12 protein-coding genes are annotated in these 16,367 nt (G+C 59.8%); 3 read left to right on the top strand and 9 right to left on the bottom strand.

Annotated features, from left to right (window positions below; genetic code table 11):
- Positions 1–297 precede the first annotated feature (297 nt).
- Both FMM79_RS01185 and rlxS read left to right on the top strand, forming a co-directional pair.
- Complete coding sequence (locus tag FMM79_RS01185; RefSeq protein WP_148625394.1) at positions 298–657, top strand: hypothetical protein; 360 nt, start codon at positions 298–300, stop codon at positions 655–657.
- Between the two features lie 344 nt (positions 658–1,001).
- On the top strand, positions 1,002–2,990 hold the full coding sequence (rlxS, locus tag FMM79_RS01180; RefSeq protein WP_148625392.1) for a relaxase/mobilization nuclease RlxS: 1,989 nt from the start codon (positions 1,002–1,004) through the stop codon (positions 2,988–2,990).
- Positions 2,991–3,083: 93 nt separating this feature from the next.
- On the opposite strand, the gene FMM79_RS01175 is transcribed toward rlxS, so the two are convergent.
- The 9 genes from FMM79_RS01175 to FMM79_RS01135 all read right to left on the bottom strand — a co-directional run bounded on the left by FMM79_RS01175 (position 3,084) and on the right by FMM79_RS01135 (position 15,103).
- On the bottom strand, positions 3,084–3,809 hold the full coding sequence (locus tag FMM79_RS01175; protein ID WP_205466419.1) for a M48 family metallopeptidase: 726 nt from the start codon (positions 3,807–3,809) through the stop codon (positions 3,084–3,086).
- Positions 3,806–7,084, bottom strand: a complete 3,279-nt coding sequence (locus FMM79_RS01170) for a type I restriction endonuclease subunit R (RefSeq protein ID WP_148625390.1) — start codon at positions 7,082–7,084, stop codon at positions 3,806–3,808. Before FMM79_RS01170 ends, FMM79_RS01175 begins: the two co-directional genes overlap by 4 nt.
- Positions 7,084–8,952, bottom strand: coding sequence for a DUF6119 family protein (locus FMM79_RS01165; RefSeq protein WP_162853527.1), 1,869 nt, complete (start codon positions 8,950–8,952; stop codon positions 7,084–7,086). The genes FMM79_RS01170 and FMM79_RS01165 overlap by 1 nt, the downstream gene beginning before the upstream one ends.
- On the bottom strand, positions 8,952–9,287 hold the full coding sequence (locus FMM79_RS01160; protein ID WP_148625388.1) for a hypothetical protein: 336 nt from the start codon (positions 9,285–9,287) through the stop codon (positions 8,952–8,954). Before FMM79_RS01160 ends, FMM79_RS01165 begins: the two co-directional genes overlap by 1 nt.
- Positions 9,287–10,513 (bottom strand): restriction endonuclease subunit S, encoded by a 1,227-nt coding sequence (locus FMM79_RS01155; RefSeq protein WP_148625386.1) that lies wholly within the window; start codon positions 10,511–10,513, stop codon positions 9,287–9,289. The genes FMM79_RS01160 and FMM79_RS01155 overlap by 1 nt, the downstream gene beginning before the upstream one ends.
- The gene (locus FMM79_RS01150) at positions 10,510–11,544 is read right to left on the bottom strand and encodes a virulence RhuM family protein (RefSeq protein ID WP_148625384.1); all 1,035 of its coding nucleotides are present in this window, start codon (positions 11,542–11,544) and stop codon (positions 10,510–10,512) included. Before FMM79_RS01150 ends, FMM79_RS01155 begins: the two co-directional genes overlap by 4 nt.
- Entirely contained in the window at positions 11,544–13,088 is a 1,545-nt protein-coding gene (locus FMM79_RS01145) for a type I restriction-modification system subunit M (protein ID WP_148625382.1), read from the bottom strand. The genes FMM79_RS01150 and FMM79_RS01145 overlap by 1 nt, the downstream gene beginning before the upstream one ends.
- Positions 13,085–13,708 carry a restriction endonuclease subunit S gene (locus tag FMM79_RS01140; RefSeq protein WP_148625380.1) on the bottom strand — a complete coding sequence of 208 codons (624 nt, stop codon included), beginning with the start codon at positions 13,706–13,708 and terminating at the stop codon, positions 13,085–13,087. The genes FMM79_RS01145 and FMM79_RS01140 overlap by 4 nt, the downstream gene beginning before the upstream one ends.
- 210 nt (positions 13,709–13,918) lie before the next feature.
- Positions 13,919–15,103 (bottom strand): Fic family protein, encoded by a 1,185-nt coding sequence (locus tag FMM79_RS01135; RefSeq protein WP_148625378.1) that lies wholly within the window; start codon positions 15,101–15,103, stop codon positions 13,919–13,921.
- A gap of 287 nt (positions 15,104–15,390) precedes the next feature.
- On the opposite strand from FMM79_RS01135, the gene FMM79_RS01130 reads away from it, so the two are divergent.
- Entirely contained in the window at positions 15,391–16,242 is an 852-nt protein-coding gene (locus tag FMM79_RS01130) for a HEPN domain-containing protein (protein ID WP_148625376.1), read from the top strand.
- Positions 16,243–16,367: the final 125 nt, after the last annotated feature.

Raw genomic sequence — 16,367 nt, 5'->3', positions numbered from 1 at the left:
GTTCTGATAGAGTTCCACTCTCTTCATCCTCCACCCCCGCCCAAAAACGGAGGTCTAGCAGGACTGGCCCCTTTTTATCCCGGGGATGCCCGCCGACGACTGGCCCCTTTTATTGCCGGTGTTCTCAGAGGCTGCTGCGCAGCCGATTTTGTCTGTTTCTGCGCAACAAAATCGGTTCCTCCGCCGCCGCTTCGCAGCGCTTCCGGCTACGCCTCCAGCGGCCCTGACAGCCGCTCCGCCACCCGTCTCCGGACGGTCTGTCCTCAATGATGAGGACGTCAAGCGAAGGAGGCGATCATGACCATATTTCATACCATCGGTGCCGCATCGGACCGCGTGATGGCAACGCTCGTGGCCGGGCTCGAAATCGAGTTCGGACGGGGCGCAGGTGAGGCGCTGGCGCAGCGGTTCCTGGAGGCCGAGGAGAGCGATTTCCTGTGGGATGCACGGGTGTCGGAGCGTTGGCTCGGGGCATATGAGAGCAACGACGAGGAGGATTTCGAGCTCGACCGGGTGGCGATCATGGGCCGGCTGGATGGCCGCTGGTTCGTCGCGGTGAGCATCGTCGATGGCGACGGAAACCCGCACGGATTGATGGGGCGGCGCGGCTTCGGAAGCGAACGCCAGGCGCGCGAAGCATTCGCGGTCACGCATTGATCACGGCATGCGAACGCCGGGGCGTTGGTGCTGGACAAGCATCGGCGCTCCGGCTTCTTTTTGCCTCGGCTCGGGCGACATGGGCGAACAGCGGGTTAGCGGAAAATGGGGAAAAGCAGCGGTACGGCCGGGAGAGTGGCGTAAGGCAAGATAAAGCTATGGCACTGCGTTTCCATAAGCCTTTGTCTGCACATCGTAATTTTCCCAGATCGACGGCACTGCCCTTGATATGCCGGTGCCATCGCCGCGAAATCGGCGGGATTCCGCCACGTTTAGTGGCACCGGTTTTCATCTGTTCCCGCGCGGGTCATGCTCGCCCGCCCAAGCCATTCGAAAGCAGGAAAATGGCCCACGACGACAGTTTCGAACCCCGCCTCGGGCGCCAGCGCAGCCAGGGCGTCAAGCGCCCCCGGCGCTATCTCGGCCGCGTGCTCGCCGCCGCCAATCTCGCGCGCGGCGGCGAGATTGGAAGCAGGCCTGCCAGCGCCAGCTTTACCGGCAGCCGGATCGGACGCGGCGCGGGCGTGGGCCGCATACTCGCCAGTCGCCGTGGCCATGGCGCCGCGAGCCGGCGCCGCGTCATCGTCAAGACGAGCGTAGTAAAGCTCGCCGGCAAGGGCGCGTCGGCCGCCACCGCGCACTTGCGCTATCTCCAGCGCGACGGCACCACGCGGGAGGGCGAACGCGGCGCGCTCTACGGCCGCGACGCCGATGTCGCCGACGGCAAGGCATTCGGCGAGCGCGGAGCCGGTGATCGCCATCAGTTCCGTTTCATCGTTTCACCGGAGGACGGCGACCAATATGACGACCTCAAGCCCCTGACCCGGCAGCTGATGAACCGGCTCGAAGAGGATCTCGGGACCAGGCTCGATTGGGTCGCGGTCGATCACTTCAACACCGGCCATCCGCACACCCATATCATCGTGCGCGGGAAGGACCAGCGCGGTGCCGATCTCATCATCGCCCGCGACTATATGACGACCGGCATTCGCGAGCGTGCCGCCGAGCTGGTCGACCTCGACCTGGGACCGCGCACGCACCGCGAAATCCTGCAGGGGTTGCGCGCCGAAGTGGAGCAGGAGCGGCTGACCTCGATCGACCGGGCCTTGCTCAAGGGCGCGGACGCCGACCGGGTGGTGGTGAGCCACGGGCGCGATACCTTCGACCAGACGCTGCGCGCCGGCCGACTGGCAAAGCTGTCGCGCCTGGGCCTGGCGGAGTCGCTCGGCGCCGGTCGCTTCCGGCTTGCACCCGACCTCGCCGACACGCTGCGGCGCCTGGGCGAACGCGGCGACATCATCCGCACGATGCAGCGTGAGTTTTCGCGCGCCGCCGTTCAGCGGGCGCCGGCCGACCAGGCGATCTACGATCCCGCCGCGCCCGATGCGCGTCCGCTGGTCGGCCGCGTGCTGGCGCGCGGGCTCGCCGACGAACCTGCCGATCGTCATTACCTGATTATCGACGGCACCGACGGGCGCAGCCACTATGTCGCGACGGGCCGAGGGGCGGAAATCGAAATGAGTTTGCCACAAGGTGCGATCGTGCGGATCGAACCCGTCAGGCCGACGGTGAGGGAGGTCGATCGCACCATTGCCAGCATCGCTGCTACCAATGGCGGGCGCTACGATGTGGATACCCATCTGCGCCACGATCCGACCGCGACCGAAGCCTTCGCCGAGACCCACGTCCGGCGGCTCGAAGCGATGCGACGGACGGGCGGCTTCGTCGAGCGTGAGCCGTCGGGGCGCTGGATCATCGCGCCCGATCACCTCGATCGAGTGGAAGCCTATGAGGCGGCTCGCCTGCGGGACCGTCCAGTCGCGATCTCCTTGCTGTCGGCACAACCGATCGAGCGGCTGGTCGATGCTGACGCCGCAACCTGGATCGACCGAGAGCTGGTGTCGGGCACGCCCGAGCCCCTGCGCGATGCCGGGTTCGGTCACGACCTGCGCGATGCTCAGGCGCGCCGCCGGCAGTGGCTGGTGGCGCAGGGATTTGCCGAAGAAGCTGGCAGCGGCAGAACGTTTCCGACTGGCATAATCGCGACGCTTCAGCGCCGCGAGTTGCTGCGCGTGGCGGGGGACCTTTCCGACGAGCTCCAGAAGCCGTTCCGGGAAGCGGCCGAAGGTACCCGCGTCGAGGGCGTCTATCGCCGATCCGTAGATCTCGTGAGCGGTCGGTTCGCGCTGATTGAACGGAGCAGAGATTTCACGCTCGTGCCGTGGCGCCCGGTGCTGGAGAAGCAGGTTGGAAAATCGGTCTCGGGATTGATGCGCGGCGACGGCATTAGTTGGTCGGTCGGCAGGGGACGGAACGGGCCGGGGATTTCGTGATCGTATGAAGGTTGCAAGCGTGCGCGATATTGGGTGAGAGCGGCTTAAAAGCAGTTGTCCAAAAGCTCGGGATGCGATCCGAACCTTTGCCCATCACTCATTTCCCGCCAAGATTAACTCGGCAAGCGAGTCTAGCTCCCATTTAGCACTCTGCCAGTCAAGCATGTGCTTGGTTAGCAAATCGAAAAATCGCTTGCTGTGGTTATGTTCGATCAGGTGGCAGAGTTCGTGTAAAATAACATATTCGATGCAGTGACGTGGCGCCCTTATCAGCGTAGGATTCAGGTAGATAACCCCTTCGGGCGAGCAACTTCCCCATTGCGTTCTCATACGCATAAGTTTCAACGGTGGTGGGGCGCTAATCCAACTCAGCCGCTCCGATATTTCGCCGACCTTCTTGCTCAAATATTCGGTGGCCCGATCACTATACCACGCATTCAGCCTGCGTCTTACGGCGGCTCGATCCGCCACTGGCAGCGAAACTTCGAGTTTGCCTCGCAAGAGTTTGACTCCCGAGCGCTGCGATTTGCTCTCATGGATAATGAGCTTGTGCCGCCTGCCAAGGTAGAAGTGGGTTTCGCCGCTTATATATTCGCGCGGCAGCGCCATTCGACGCGCGGCGATGGCTGCGTTGCGATGCTGGAAAATCCATCTTGCACGTCGCTGAGCCGCCGCCCTGATGTGCTCTACTTCCTTATCTTTGGGAGCTTCAATTTCCACATCACCGTTGGGGTAGACGTGGATGCGGATACGGCCCGTGACAGCAGCGGTTTGTCGAACGAGGCACGATACTTCTTGATCGCCGTATCGAACAATCATGCCTTCGCGCCATTACCACGAGCAAGGCCGACGCGGGTGACCTCGACAATCTTGTCGGTGATGACTTTGGCCTTCTCCAAGCCGGTCAAGCCGAAGAGACGCGGCAATAAGGCTTTACGGATGGCCGCTTCAATGTTTGCTGGATTCAGCGAATTTTCCGCGATGGCGTTCTCGACAAACTTCTCCATATCCAGCGCTGCGTGGATGAACTCCTCTTGTTCAACCGCTTCAGCGACCACGTCCCCCATCTCCAGCCGGATAATCCCAAAATAGGCGCTGGCGTGGCGGTGACCTTCGAGGTCTTTGGGCAGATCGTCGACGGTCTTGGCAGCGAGCTTTTCCTCCAAATCTTTGAACAGAACATACTGTTTGTAGGGGTGATCGAACAGCGCGGACGCCTCCGCAATGGCGCGCTTGAGAAGGTCGGAAAAAAATAGCTGCGCATAGGGATCGTCAGCCAATTCCTGCTCAATCGTCTTGCGCACTCTGGATCGGATGATATCGGTCTCGTTGCGGGTTTTCTCAGGAGACCAGGTTTCGGCGGCCGGTTGATTCCCAAGCTCGTTGACGATCAGAACGCCGCCCACGTTCTCCACGTCCTCACCCACAACATAGCGATCGACCAGCCTCCTGATCTGGTCTTCGTAGGCGCTGTAATCGACGGCTTCCTGTGCGTCCTGCTTCACGATCTTGCGAAGGTTGGTAAAGAACTTGAGGTCGCGCTTGTATTCCGCAATTTGCACCTCGGTGATCGATGTGTCTTCGAAGAAGGAACGCGATCCCAGAGCGATCTTCAAACACATGCCGTAGGCTGTCAGCGCCTCGTAGAAATCCTCCCTGATCTTCTGGTTCAGGTCGATAGGTGATCCGCCCTCGCTCTCGCGAGTCTGTGGCACCAGCAGCTGCCGATACTGCTCGATATCGGCCCTGTTCTTGACCGGCCTGAAAATCGCCCAGAGCTCGGCGTGGAGGCTTGGTAATCGCTTATACTCGGTGCTGACATCGGCATAGAGTTGATCAATGTCGTCGAGATCGAAGCCGCCCTGAGTGCGTTCAGCGAGGTCCTGATATTCCGTGAGCGCGGTATCCAGCGCCTTCAGAATGCCCCGATAGTCGATGAGCAAACCATACTTCTTTTGCTCATGCAGCCGGTTCACGCGGGCGATGGCCTGGATCAGATTGTGCTGTTCGAGCTTCTTGTCGATATAGAGGACAGCGTTGCGCGGTTCATCAAATCCAGTGAGCAACTTGTCGACCACGATCAGAATGTCGGGTCGGCCCTCGGTCGAGAAATCCTCGATAACTTGGCGCTCGTAATCCTCGGGCTCGCCACGCACGTTTTCCTTCCACCATTGCAGCACCTCGGGCAGCTCTGCCTCATCAACTTCCGAATGGCCTTCGCGGGTATCAGGGGGCGAAATGACGATGGCGCTGCTGACCAAACCGGTTGCATCCAGCGCCTTCTTGTAGCGGATGGCTGACCGCTTGGAATCGGTAGCCAGCTGTCCCTTCAGGCCGAGATCATCATCCTTGAAGTTTTCCTTGAAATGGGTCGCGATATCGAGTGCGATTAGATTGATCCGGTCGCCAGAGCCATAGACCGCGCCCTTGGTCCCGAACTTCTTCTTAAGATCGCCCCTTTGCTCATCGGAAAGGCCAGCGGTTACCTTCTCGAACCAGTTGTCGATCGCGCGCTCGTTCACGTCGAGGATCGGTTTCCGTTCCTCGTAGAGCAGCGGCGTCACCGTGCCGTCCGACACGGCGTCCTTCATTGTGTAGGCGTGAACGATCCGCCCGAACTTGTTGGCCGTCTTGTCGTCCTTCAGCAGCGGCGTACCGGTGAACGCAACATAGGCGGCGTTTGGCAGCGCCTTGCGCATCCGCTCGTGGTTCTCGCCGCCCTGGCTACGGTGGCCTTCATCGACCAGCACGATCATGTCCGCGCTGTTGTTGCGGCATTCGGCGTGGCGCGCGGCGCTGCCGAACTTGTTGATGATCGTGAAGATGATCCGCTCAGTTCCCTTGCCGATGCGCTTGGCCAGATCGCGGCCCGATTGTGCCTTGGCCCTCCCTGCATCCTTGGAGCCGATATCAGAACCGAAGGCTCCACCGGTCAGGAAGTTGCCTGCCAGCTGCTTTTCAAGATCGCGCCGGTCGGTCACCACGACCAGACGGCAGGCCTTCAGCCTGTCGTGGAGCAGCAGCGCCTTGCACAGCATCACCATCGTGAAGCTCTTGCCCGAACCGGTGGTGTGCCAAATCACCCCACCTTCGCGTGCGCCATCGGGCTTGACCCGGCTGATCTGGTCAAGCAGCGCGCGGATGCCGAAAAATTGCTGATGTCGAGCGACGATCTTGTCCACCTTGCGGTCGAACAGGACGTAAGAGCGGACAAATTCCAGCAGACGGTCAGGCGCGCAGAGGCCGATCATCAGTCGGTCCTGTGCGGTGACAGCCTGTTCGCCGCTCCACAGGTGCCGAAAGTGGTCACGCACTTCGCGCACATGGTTCTTCAGGATCGCCGCGCGCGGATCGATTTCCGTTACGGCGTTCTTGATCTGGCGGAAATGGTCCTCGGAAAACTCCTCTTCGCGCCATTGCGCCCAAAACTTGCGCGGGGTCCTGGTGGTGCCATAGCGTCCATCAGTCATGCCGATGGAGAGCAGCAGATGGGCATAGGCGAACAGGTGCGGGATTTCCTCCTGCCCCTGATTACGGATCGTTTGGCTGATCCCTTCGTCGACCATCGACTTGTTGGGATTGCCACTGTCGGGCCGCTTGGCTTCGATTACCAGCAGCGGGATGCCGTTGACGAAGCCGACGATATCAGGCCGCCGCGTGTGGGTTCCCGGGACGGCGAGCACCTCCATCTCATCACTGACAGCAAAGCTGTTCGCCAGCGGGCGCGCCCAGTCGATGATCGGAACGGTGACGCTATGCTTCTTGCCATCGACAAATTCGGTGACGGTGATGCCCAGTGTAATCGCGTTGTAGAGCTTCTCGTTGGCGGTGATCAGTCCTTCGTTGAGCGCGGGCGAGGTCAACTCACGGACGATCTGGTCGATCGCGTTGGTCGAAAGCGGGTAGGTTCGTCCCTTGTAGTCGAACGTCCGCCGCCGCAGCTGCTCGACCAGCACATCGCGCAGCACGACCCCCTGGTTGCCACCGCGCGCGGCGAGGCAGGCCTCGGGCGAGAGATAATCCCAGCTTAGCGAAACCAGCGTTGCGAGGGCCGGGATATGGGAGCTGTAAAGCTCGGCGGTATTTGGCGTCATTACGCGGCCAACTCGTATGGCCAGCCAAAATGGGTCGTGAGGCTGCCATCATCGGCAACTTTTACTACCATACGATAGCGGGTCCCCGCCGCACTATCCTTTACCGCCTTCGGACACCTCTTGATGGGCACCACCGTGTCCAGGCCCTGGCCAGGCAATGCACGTACCACATGGCCATTCGCATCGTCCTGCACTTCGACAAGGAACTGCTGGTGCTTTGAATGACCTCCCTTCGCCGGGCTTTCGTCGGGAATGAATGCTAACGCGCACGGCACGCGCATCACGTCAAGCCGCTGCATGTTACGCATGAGGCTGATTTTGGAAAAGAGCGGGAGATTGTCGGAAAGCCCGGCAGGGTCTTTGTGAGAGATTATCCCAAACACCACCCTGAAATCGAAATTCTCGAAGGGCGCAAGGTAGGTCGCTTGATCGTTCCCGCTCAGGCGGTCGACGACCAGCTGTTGCATCTTCGTCCGGGACGTCTCCTCCAGCTCGATCAACTCGATCGAGTTCACACCTTGATTGAACAGGTGACTGAGATGGGAAGAACGCGTCGAAATCTTGATGTGGTACAGCGATGCCCGGTGCCCGCATTTGGCGTCGCCATCCGCCTGTACGCTGTAGAGATCGCAAGGCTCGATATTGGTGCTTCCCGCCGGACTGATATCTGTTTGATCAAGGCAGATGAAGCGCCCCTGCCAGCCCGGAATGGCAGCGTTGTAGTTCCCTTCGCTGTAAACGGCTTTCCCGTCCTTCACGCCGTCGTGATTGTACGGGCACAGGTCAGTCGCTTCGCATTTCTCATCCAGATATGCCTTCAGCCTCGCGACGAAGCTCTTCTCGGCTTTGTACCAGTCCCCTTCATTAAGGTGGTACAGGACGGCCTCGCCCTGCGGCTCGGCATCAAAAATGAGGCTCCGAAAGACGCCGTATGTACGACCTGGCGCTCCCTCTACGTCGGTCAGGATCATTCGATAGGATTTGAGCTGGTCGATAGTCAGGGCGTTCAGATCGAAGTCTTCGCCCAGATAATCGTAAAAGGCTTCCATTGAGATGTCTGGATAGACCTCGCTGGTTCCGCCCGGACCTTGAAACATGCAGCAGGTGTTGTCCCGATAGTCGACAATGTCGGGAATTGTAAGCGTGGTGCTGCCATCTCGGGACTGCACAGATTCCAGAACGAGTTGATTGAGGCGGTTCACTTCAGCAGGATCGCGAACCGGAACGATGTTCTGGATGTTGGGGAACGTCTCCTTGTAATCTTCGCTGTCGTAGAGGGCGAGCAGGCGCGCACAGCGCTCTGCAAGCTCGCCCGGATCAATTTTCATGCTGATCTTGAGGCTCGCGGAGCCGGTCGCGTTGCTGAACAGGTCCTTGTATTCAGCCTTCACCTTGCCAGTCAGGCTCTTGATGATCTCGCTATTCCCGTCGAAATCAAGATAGGTCAGCTCGGTTGAGACCGGAACCTGCGTCCGCCTGCGGCGGGCAGGGCCAGGTTCGATCATATCTGCGCTCTTCAGTTCCTTGGGGTCGACACTGTTCAATGTCACGATCAGGCCGAAGTCGTATTCGTATGCCTCATCCTTCATGTGGTGCAGCACATGGCCGAATGTCAGTGCGAAGCACCGATCGCCAACGGGCAGGAAGAGGATTGCGCCCTTAAACTGCTGCCACAGCTCTTCCTGAATCCCGAAGTAGCTGCGCCACCACGGGTGCTTGCGTTCGGCATCAAGGATGAAAAGCGTTCCCCCATCGGGCAGAGCAGTTGCCCCTGCCGCCGGTTGAAGCTCGTGATCGTCTTCCAGTGCGTTGGTCGCGTCGAATCCGGCTTTCAGCAGGTAGATCGAAAAGGGACGAGATTTGCTCATCAGGCTTGCCTCCGCAGTTCGACGACCGCCAGGAACAGGCTGAACAGTTGTTCGGCTAGGCGCTCGGCCTTCTGCCAGGACATGCGCTGGGCGGTTGCGTCGAAGGAATTGTCCCATTGCGTTGGCGGCGGGACGGAAGTGAGTTCGCGGTAAAGGCTGTCCAGCGAGGCCGCGAGGTCAGCGGGCAGCTTGTGCATTTTCGGGCTGCGGATCGGCAGCAGATACTGCTTGCCAGCGCGCGCGAGGCGTTCCGGGCGGGAGCCCTTGCCGGTCGCCATGATTTCCATCGCGCCCAGCAGCTTTTCATAGGCATAGCCATAGGGCGCGATTGCCATCAGGCCACCTCGCTTTCCAGGAGTTTGACCCGCCGTTTGCCGGTGAGCAGTTGCTGCATCAGCGCGGCTTTTTCCTGACGGAGGGCGGCGAGTTGGGCTTGGTATGCGGTCTCGGTGGCGGCAACCGCATCTACAGCCTCGCTGATCGCCCGCTGCTCTTCCAATGGCGGCAAGGGCAGAGGAATCCGTGAGAACTCCTTCCAGCGGAGGCTTCCCCGCCGGTCGACCGAGGCGTTCGTGGCGGCAGCGAAAATCTGGCGATAGCGATCGGTTTTCAGAAGCTTGAAGAGAAAGCCGTCGTCCACCTCATTGCTGGTTGCGAAAACGCAGTAGATCGGGCTGACGATCCCGGCATCGCACAGGTCCTGATAGCCGATGGACCCTTCCTCGACGTGGTTGGATGGGAAGCCGAATGTGCCGCGCCGCATGACTTTATAGTTCGACGTGTCGTCGCTGTAGACCTTCTTCTTGAAGTAGCTCAGCGACTCAACCATCCCGTCATATTTGGAACAGGACAGGACCGGGTAACCGGCCTCGTCGCCTGCGCGTTCCGAAACCTCCTTCGCGACATCGCCAATGTGCAGCTTGCGCCAGTCACCCGAAAAGCCGGGTAGGCGTTTTTTGGGTGGGGTGGTGCCTTGCGGGAGCAGCTGCTGCATCAGCGCCAGCTTCTGCGCGCGGGCGTTGGCGATCAGCGCCTCGACCGTCTCAATGGCGCGGTCCCAGGTTTCAAGTACAAGTGCAATTCGCCTTTGCTCCTCCTTCGGGGGAAGAGGAATCGTGAATGAGCGAATCTTATCCAGCGCAAGCTTGGGCTGTGCGTTCGTTGTTCTCGAAGACTGAATCGCTTGTTGAAGTTTCTCGTCCATCAATGCGTGAAAGAGGAAACCCGAATCGCATTTGAAGCTACTGATGCGATCAGCGTTCTCGGTTAGATTTGCACCATCAAGATCATCCGGAACCCGGCATATCGCTCCAAGAGTGCCTGCAACGGAGATCAGCAAATCACCGGCATTCACTCGGTATCTTTTTAGCACGGGGCCGAGATCGGCCGGAAGATATTGGATAGCTGAAACATCCAGCTTGCCCATTCGCATGTCCGACACGCGAATATAGGGATGCGGCGTGGGATCGCTCTCCAGTGAGCGCCCCTTGGGCAGCCTCTTTCCCCCGGTAATTTGCGCAATATCTCCTAGCGAGACCCGCTCCCACCCCTCAGGAATCACTGCGCACCGCCTTTGCCCTTTGCGGGCTTGTTAGCGGCGAGTTTCTTCACCTTGGCAGTCGCTTCGATGAAATGCTGCTCGACCACGCTCGGCGCGTTGATCGCGCGGCTATGCCAGCGATCATATTCGCTATCGACATGGCGCTGGGCCTGCTTGGCAGAGACCCGACCTGCGCCGTCGAGCAGCGGGTGATCGCCCAACTTCAGGAAATCATCCAGCTTGCCGATCCAGTCGGCCATGTGCATCGGCTTGCGGTTTTTCGCCATGGCCTCGGCAAATTCCAGGAAGGCGACGGTAATGCGGTTGAGCGTCTCCATCTCCCCATCCTGCAGATAGTTCTTGGCGATCTGCGCGTCCTGTTTGGTGGGCAAGCGACCTCGTTTCTCGCCGGGCCAGCTGGTCAACCCCATCATCGGCTTTGCAGCATCGGCGCGGGCCAGTTTGGTTTCCGCCGCCGTCTGGCCGTGGGCGGCGTGGTGCATCTTGTTTTGCACCGTCTGGAAGAACTGCTGGCTCGTCTCCGCCTTCGCATCATAGTCCACGGCGGTGGCGTAGATATCGAGCACCTTCTTGTAGAACAGCTTTTCCGACGCGCGAATGTCGCGAATGCGGGCGAGCAGCTCTTCGAAATAGTCGTTGTCCGGCTCTTTCAGGCGCTCGTCGTCCATGACGAAGCCCTTGACCAGATATTCGCTCAGCGCCTCCGACGCCCAGCGCCGGAATTGCATGCCCCGCAGCGACCGCACGCGGAAGCCCACGGCGAGGATCATTTGCAGGTTGTAGAGCAAAATCTGGCGGGAAACCTTGCGTTTTCCCTCGGTTTGAACTGTCAAGTTTTCTTTGACAGTTGCCGCTTCCTCCAGCTCGCCCTCTTCCAGAATGTTCCGGACGTGCAGGCTGATGCTCTGCTTGGTGGTTTGGAACAGCTCGGCCATTTCGGCCTGGCTAAGCCAGACGCTGCCGTCACTCGCCTGAAGGCGGATGACGGTGACGCCGTCTTCCGTCTGGTACTGGATGATCTCGCCAGCCATCAGTAGCCAAGCTCCCTGAGGTAGCCGTCCATCTTCTCTTCCAGCACCGCGAGTTCGGCCTTCAGCTTGAGCCGCTCGGCCCGGACGGCAACCAGGTCGATCTCTTCCTCTTCCTCAAAGGTATCGACGTAGCGCAAGATGTTGAGGTTGTAGTCGTTCTCGGCCAGTTCCTGAGGCGTGGCGAGATAAGCGTATTTGTCGACCGTCTGCCGGTTGCGATAGGTCTCGACGATCTTCGCCAGATGGTTTGCATCAAGCTGGTTCTGGTTCTTGCCCGCCTTGAACTCTCGGCTGGCATCGATGAACAGCACCTTGTCGTCCGTCTTGGTCTTGCGGAAGATCAGAACACAGGCGGGGATGCCAGTGCCGTAGAACAGCTTTTCCGGCAGGCCGATCACGGCTTCGAGCAGGTTTTCCTGGATCAGCTTCTGCCGGATCGTGCCCTCGCTCGATCCCCGGAACAGCACGCCATGCGGCGCGACCACAGCCATGCGTCCGGTCTTCGGCTTCATCGTCTCGATCATGTGGAGGATGAAGGCGTAATCACCCTTGGTCTTGGGCGGCAGACCGCGACGGAAGCGCCCGAACCGGTCATTCTCCGCAGTATCGATGCCCCACTTGTCGAGACTGAAGGGAGGGTTAGCGACGACCACATCGAAGTGCTTCAGCCGGTCCCTGCTTGGTTCGAGCATATTATTTGTACGGCGAGGATCCACTTCGAGCAGCTTGGGGTTGCGGATGGTGTCGCCCCATTCGATGCGGTGGTTGTCCTCGCCGTGGAGGAACATGTTCATCTTGGCGAGCGCCCAGGTGCTGCCGATCGATTCCTGTCCGTAGAGCGCATACCGCTTCGATCCGCCGAACTTGGCCTGCACGCGGCGACCGCACTTCATCAGAAGCGAGCCGGAACCGCAGGTGGGGTCGCAGGCCTCCTCGCCCTCGGCCATGTCCATGATCTCGGCCATCAGTTCGGATACTTCGGGCGGCGTATAGAATTCGCCCGCCTTGCGCCCCGCATCGGCGGCGAAGTTCTTTATCAGAAATTCGTAGGCGTTGCCGATCACGTCGAGGTTGCCGATGCGCGAAGGGCGCATGTTCAGCTCGGGACGGGAGAAATCCTCCAAAAGGTGACGCAGGATGTCGTTCTTCTGCTTTTCCTCACCCAGCTTGTTAGAGTTGAAGCTGATATCCTGAAATACGTCGCGCAGTTTGCCGACGTTAGCCTCTTCGATGGCGTGCAGCGCCTTGTCGATCCGCTCGCCATTCCCCGGTTCATGCCGCGCCTTGTAGAGCGTGGTGAAGTTGCCAGATTCCGGTAGGACGAAACGCTCGCTCGTCATCAGCTCCGCGATAAGTTCGGGCGTGTCGCCATACTGCTTCTTGTACTCGTCGTAGTGATCCTGCCAGACGTCCGACAGGTACTTCAGGAACAACATGGTGAGGACGTAGTCCTTGTAAACGTCGGCAGAGACCGTCCCGCGAAAGGTGTCGCAAGCGGCCCAAACGGCCTTGTTCACTTCGTCCTGTTTGATCTGGTCGTTCACGATGTTCTCTGCTCCGAGCGCTGAAAGGCAGGTGCAAGCAGCTGCCGGGCAATGGCCGCCATTTCGGCGGCTCTGTTGTCGATAAGTTGGGTGAGGATCGCACGTTCGCTGCGCATTGCCGCATCCAAATCGACAATGTGCTGCTGCTGCGCCAGCCGTGGGATCGTGATCGGCAGGGTCTCAACCACCTCGCGTTTGAGATTGAGGATGTAGGAGCCGGTCGCGCCCGCTGCGAAGTGGTCTTGCGCAGGCTTCTGCATCATCTGCCAAGCCAGGAATTGGGGCAGGATCGCACTTGTCATGACGCGAATGACGAAGAAATGCGGCGAGCAAACGACCTGCTCGTCGGATTCCTCGATGCAATAGGGGAAGTTGCGTCCACCGCGCGTGGACAAAATGATGTCGTCGGGCCGAAGAAATGCTTTTGTGGATGGGCGTGGCAGTTCGATGCGCGAAAGCCCATTCCAATCGATCCCAGTGTCAGGATCGGTATTGCGCATTTGTATAACGGCGACCCCGCCTTCCGGCAGTGCGTCGATCTTGCCGCGAAAAGGGTAGCCCGCAGAGATTGACGCGAAGCCACGCAAAACACCAGAATCATATGCATCAAAGCGCTTCATGCGACTCATAATGAGTTAGCGGACAAGGTTTGTCAATCCAAACTGCATTAAGGCGCTTGATGCATCAAAAATGTGGCGCACGGCCTAGCTTCGTTTGATTGTGTGCAATCTCGGCGACGTACCTGCGATACCATCGAGCAGTCGGAATGGCGGCTTTTGGCCTTTGCATTCTGCAAGGAAGACGCTCCGGATCGTCCGACCAAGCTGTCGTCAGATTATTCGTGAGGGCAACGGCTCCGTACCCTCGCTGAGGATCGCAAGATATCGCCGGTACCCGAAAACGCGACCACGCCGCCTGCCCGTGATTTCCTCAACCACCCCCAAGCGTTCAAGGTCGGCGAGCACCGCGTTCACGGTCGGCGCCGACAGGCCAGTCCGTTCGACCAGTCGGTTCGCATTGAGGAACGGGTTCTGCTGGAACAGATCATGGATGCGCAGCGCCGATCCGGCACGATCACTCTCAGCGGTGATCCGTTCGCGATCCTCCTTGAACAGACCGACGATGCGGGTGGCAGCGTCAAAGGCCTGATTGGCGGTATCGGCCACGCCGGCGAGGAAGAAATCGAGCCAAGCCTCCCAGGCACCCTCTTCGCGGACCTCTTGCAGCAACCGGTAATAGTCGTTTCGGTGGGTCTTGAGATACAAGCTGAGGTAGAGCAGCGGCTTTCGAAGGACGCCGTTGACGCACAGGTACAATGTCACCAGCAACCTGCCGATCCGTCCGTTGCCATCGAGGAAGGGGTGGATCGTCTCGAACTGGACGTGAAGCAGGCCCGCCTTGATCAACGCCGGCAGGCGAGACTCCTCCTCGTGCATGAATCGTTCGAGGGCATCGAGACAGCCATCGAGTTCCGTGGTCGGGGGTGGTACGAACAGTGCATTGCCGGGACGGGTACCGCCGATCCAGTTCTGTGATCGGCGGAACTCGCCGGGGCTCTTGGTGCCACCCCGACCGCTTTGCAGCAGGCGTTCGTGCATCTCGCGGATGAGGCGAAGCGAGAGCGGCATCTCTTCCAGCCGTTCGAGACCATGCAACATGGCATCGACGTAGTTCGATACCTCACGGATATCGTCGATGGGTTGCCCGGCTTGCGCCTCGGTTTCAAAGCGGAGCAGGTCGGAGAGGGTCGATTGCGTGCCTTCGATCTGCGACGAAAGCACCGCCTCCTTCCTCACGTACATGTCGAGGAAGAGTTCCTGGCGCGGCAGCAACATGGTGATGCCGTCGAGGCGGCCCAAGGCACGCTCGGCCAGGCTGAGCCGTTCGAGAAGCGCCAGCACGTCGATTGGTGGCGCAGGTGGAAGCGGCGGCGGTACGAATGCCCTGACCATCTCCCCGGCGACGGGGGTTTCCACGAAACGGCCCAGCCGCGGATTCGTTTCTGGATCAGCCATGAGCGCCAATATGCATGGCACACCTTATTTAAGCAATCGACACTTCACTTAATTAGCAAATGCGCTAAGATAAGCGGGCTTAAATAAGGGAGGCGGCAAGGTGCGCGATCATCTGGACACACGCGGGATAGCTTTCGTGCGTGACGCGCGATCGTCGGCGTACCCGTCTATGTGGTCAAGGCTTGCCAACTTCATGGTCTGCCCCGAGAATCCCTTTCGTGCGGAGTGACATCGACCATCTGCCCCCGGTCCAGCAAAGCGAACTGGGCCGCGTGAAGCAAACGCTCATGGGCGAATTTGCCGATGCGATCGCGCGCGCGAACCAGCCGTGGAAGAAGAACGGCAAGATCCTCAAGATCGTCCTGTTCGGCAGTTATGCCCGGACCGACTGGGTAGATGAGCCGGAGAATGGCTACCAGTCGGATTTCGACTTGCTCGTCGTCGTCAGCCACCCCGACCTCACCGACGTGGCCGACTACTGGTATGTCGCCGAGGACAAGATCCTGCACGACAGCGCGATCGGACGGCCGGTGAACATCATCGTCCATACGCTGGACGAGGTAAACCAGGCGCTGAGCCGGGGCGAATATTTCTGGACCGATATCGCCCGTGACGGGATCGTGCTCTACGAATTGCCGGGCAGCGCTCTTGCGACGCCCAAACCGCTGACGGCAGCGGATGCCTATGAGATGGCCGGCGCTTACCTTTCAAAGCAACTTCCCGCCGTCGATCGTTGGCTCAAACTCGCCGACGTATCTCGGGTGGAAGGCAAGGAGGACGCCGAATGGGCGAGAAACGCGGCATTCAACCTACATCAAGCAACTGAAACGGCTTACGCCTGCTTCCTCCTTGTCCGCACCCTCTATTTTCCTCGCTCGCACAACATCAAGTTCCTGCGTTCGCTTGCCGAGGACAGTGAACCACGCCTGATCGAGGCTTGGGCCCGCGCTACACGGATCGACCGCCGCCGGTTCGAACTTCTCAAGCGCGCCTATGTCGAGGCCCGCTATTCGGCGAGCTATGAAATCGGCAATGAGGATTTGGACGCCCTGTCGCAATCGGTTCGTGCGCTGCGCAACATCGTCGAAACCGTCTCGCGCGAACGCCTCGACACACTGAAAACCGACGCCGGCCTTTAACCGCTCCGCACTCGCCTTCGGATAGCCTTCCGTTCCGGCGCCTGACCGGAACAGGCCGACGCTAGCCCATCTGCGCCCATCAGCGCCGTTCAATTTTCGGCGCCTGTCACCGAGTCTGAAACCAC

This window comes from Novosphingobium sp. BW1, from assembly GCF_008107685.1.
Taxonomy (GTDB): domain Bacteria; phylum Pseudomonadota; class Alphaproteobacteria; order Sphingomonadales; family Sphingomonadaceae; genus Novosphingobium.
Note: the sequence above shows the minus strand (reverse complement) of the source record. Positions and strands in the feature narration are given on the sequence as shown.

Bases quoted from the DNA above. Each gene is read 5' to 3' on its own strand.
- FMM79_RS01135 (WP_148625378.1), bottom strand. From the start codon at position 15,103: ATGGCTGATCCAGAAACGAATCCGCGGCTGGGCCGTTTCGTGGAAACC.
- FMM79_RS01130 (WP_148625376.1), top strand. From the start codon at position 15,391: ATGGGCGAATTTGCCGATGCGATCGCGCGCGCGAACCAGCCGTGGAAG.
- rlxS (WP_148625392.1), top strand. From the start codon at position 1,002: ATGGCCCACGACGACAGTTTCGAACCCCGCCTCGGGCGCCAGCGCAGC.
- FMM79_RS01150 (WP_148625384.1), bottom strand. From the start codon at position 11,544: ATGGCTGGCGAGATCATCCAGTACCAGACGGAAGACGGCGTCACCGTC.
- FMM79_RS01185 (WP_148625394.1), top strand. From the start codon at position 298: ATGACCATATTTCATACCATCGGTGCCGCATCGGACCGCGTGATGGCA.
- FMM79_RS01140 (WP_148625380.1), bottom strand. From the start codon at position 13,708: ATGAAGCGCTTTGATGCATATGATTCTGGTGTTTTGCGTGGCTTCGCG.
- FMM79_RS01160 (WP_148625388.1), bottom strand. From the start codon at position 9,287: ATGGCAATCGCGCCCTATGGCTATGCCTATGAAAAGCTGCTGGGCGCG.
- FMM79_RS01165 (WP_162853527.1), bottom strand. From the start codon at position 8,952: ATGAGCAAATCTCGTCCCTTTTCGATCTACCTGCTGAAAGCCGGATTC.
- FMM79_RS01170 (WP_148625390.1), bottom strand. From the start codon at position 7,084: ATGACGCCAAATACCGCCGAGCTTTACAGCTCCCATATCCCGGCCCTC.
- FMM79_RS01175 (WP_205466419.1), bottom strand. From the start codon at position 3,809: ATGATTGTTCGATACGGCGATCAAGAAGTATCGTGCCTCGTTCGACAA.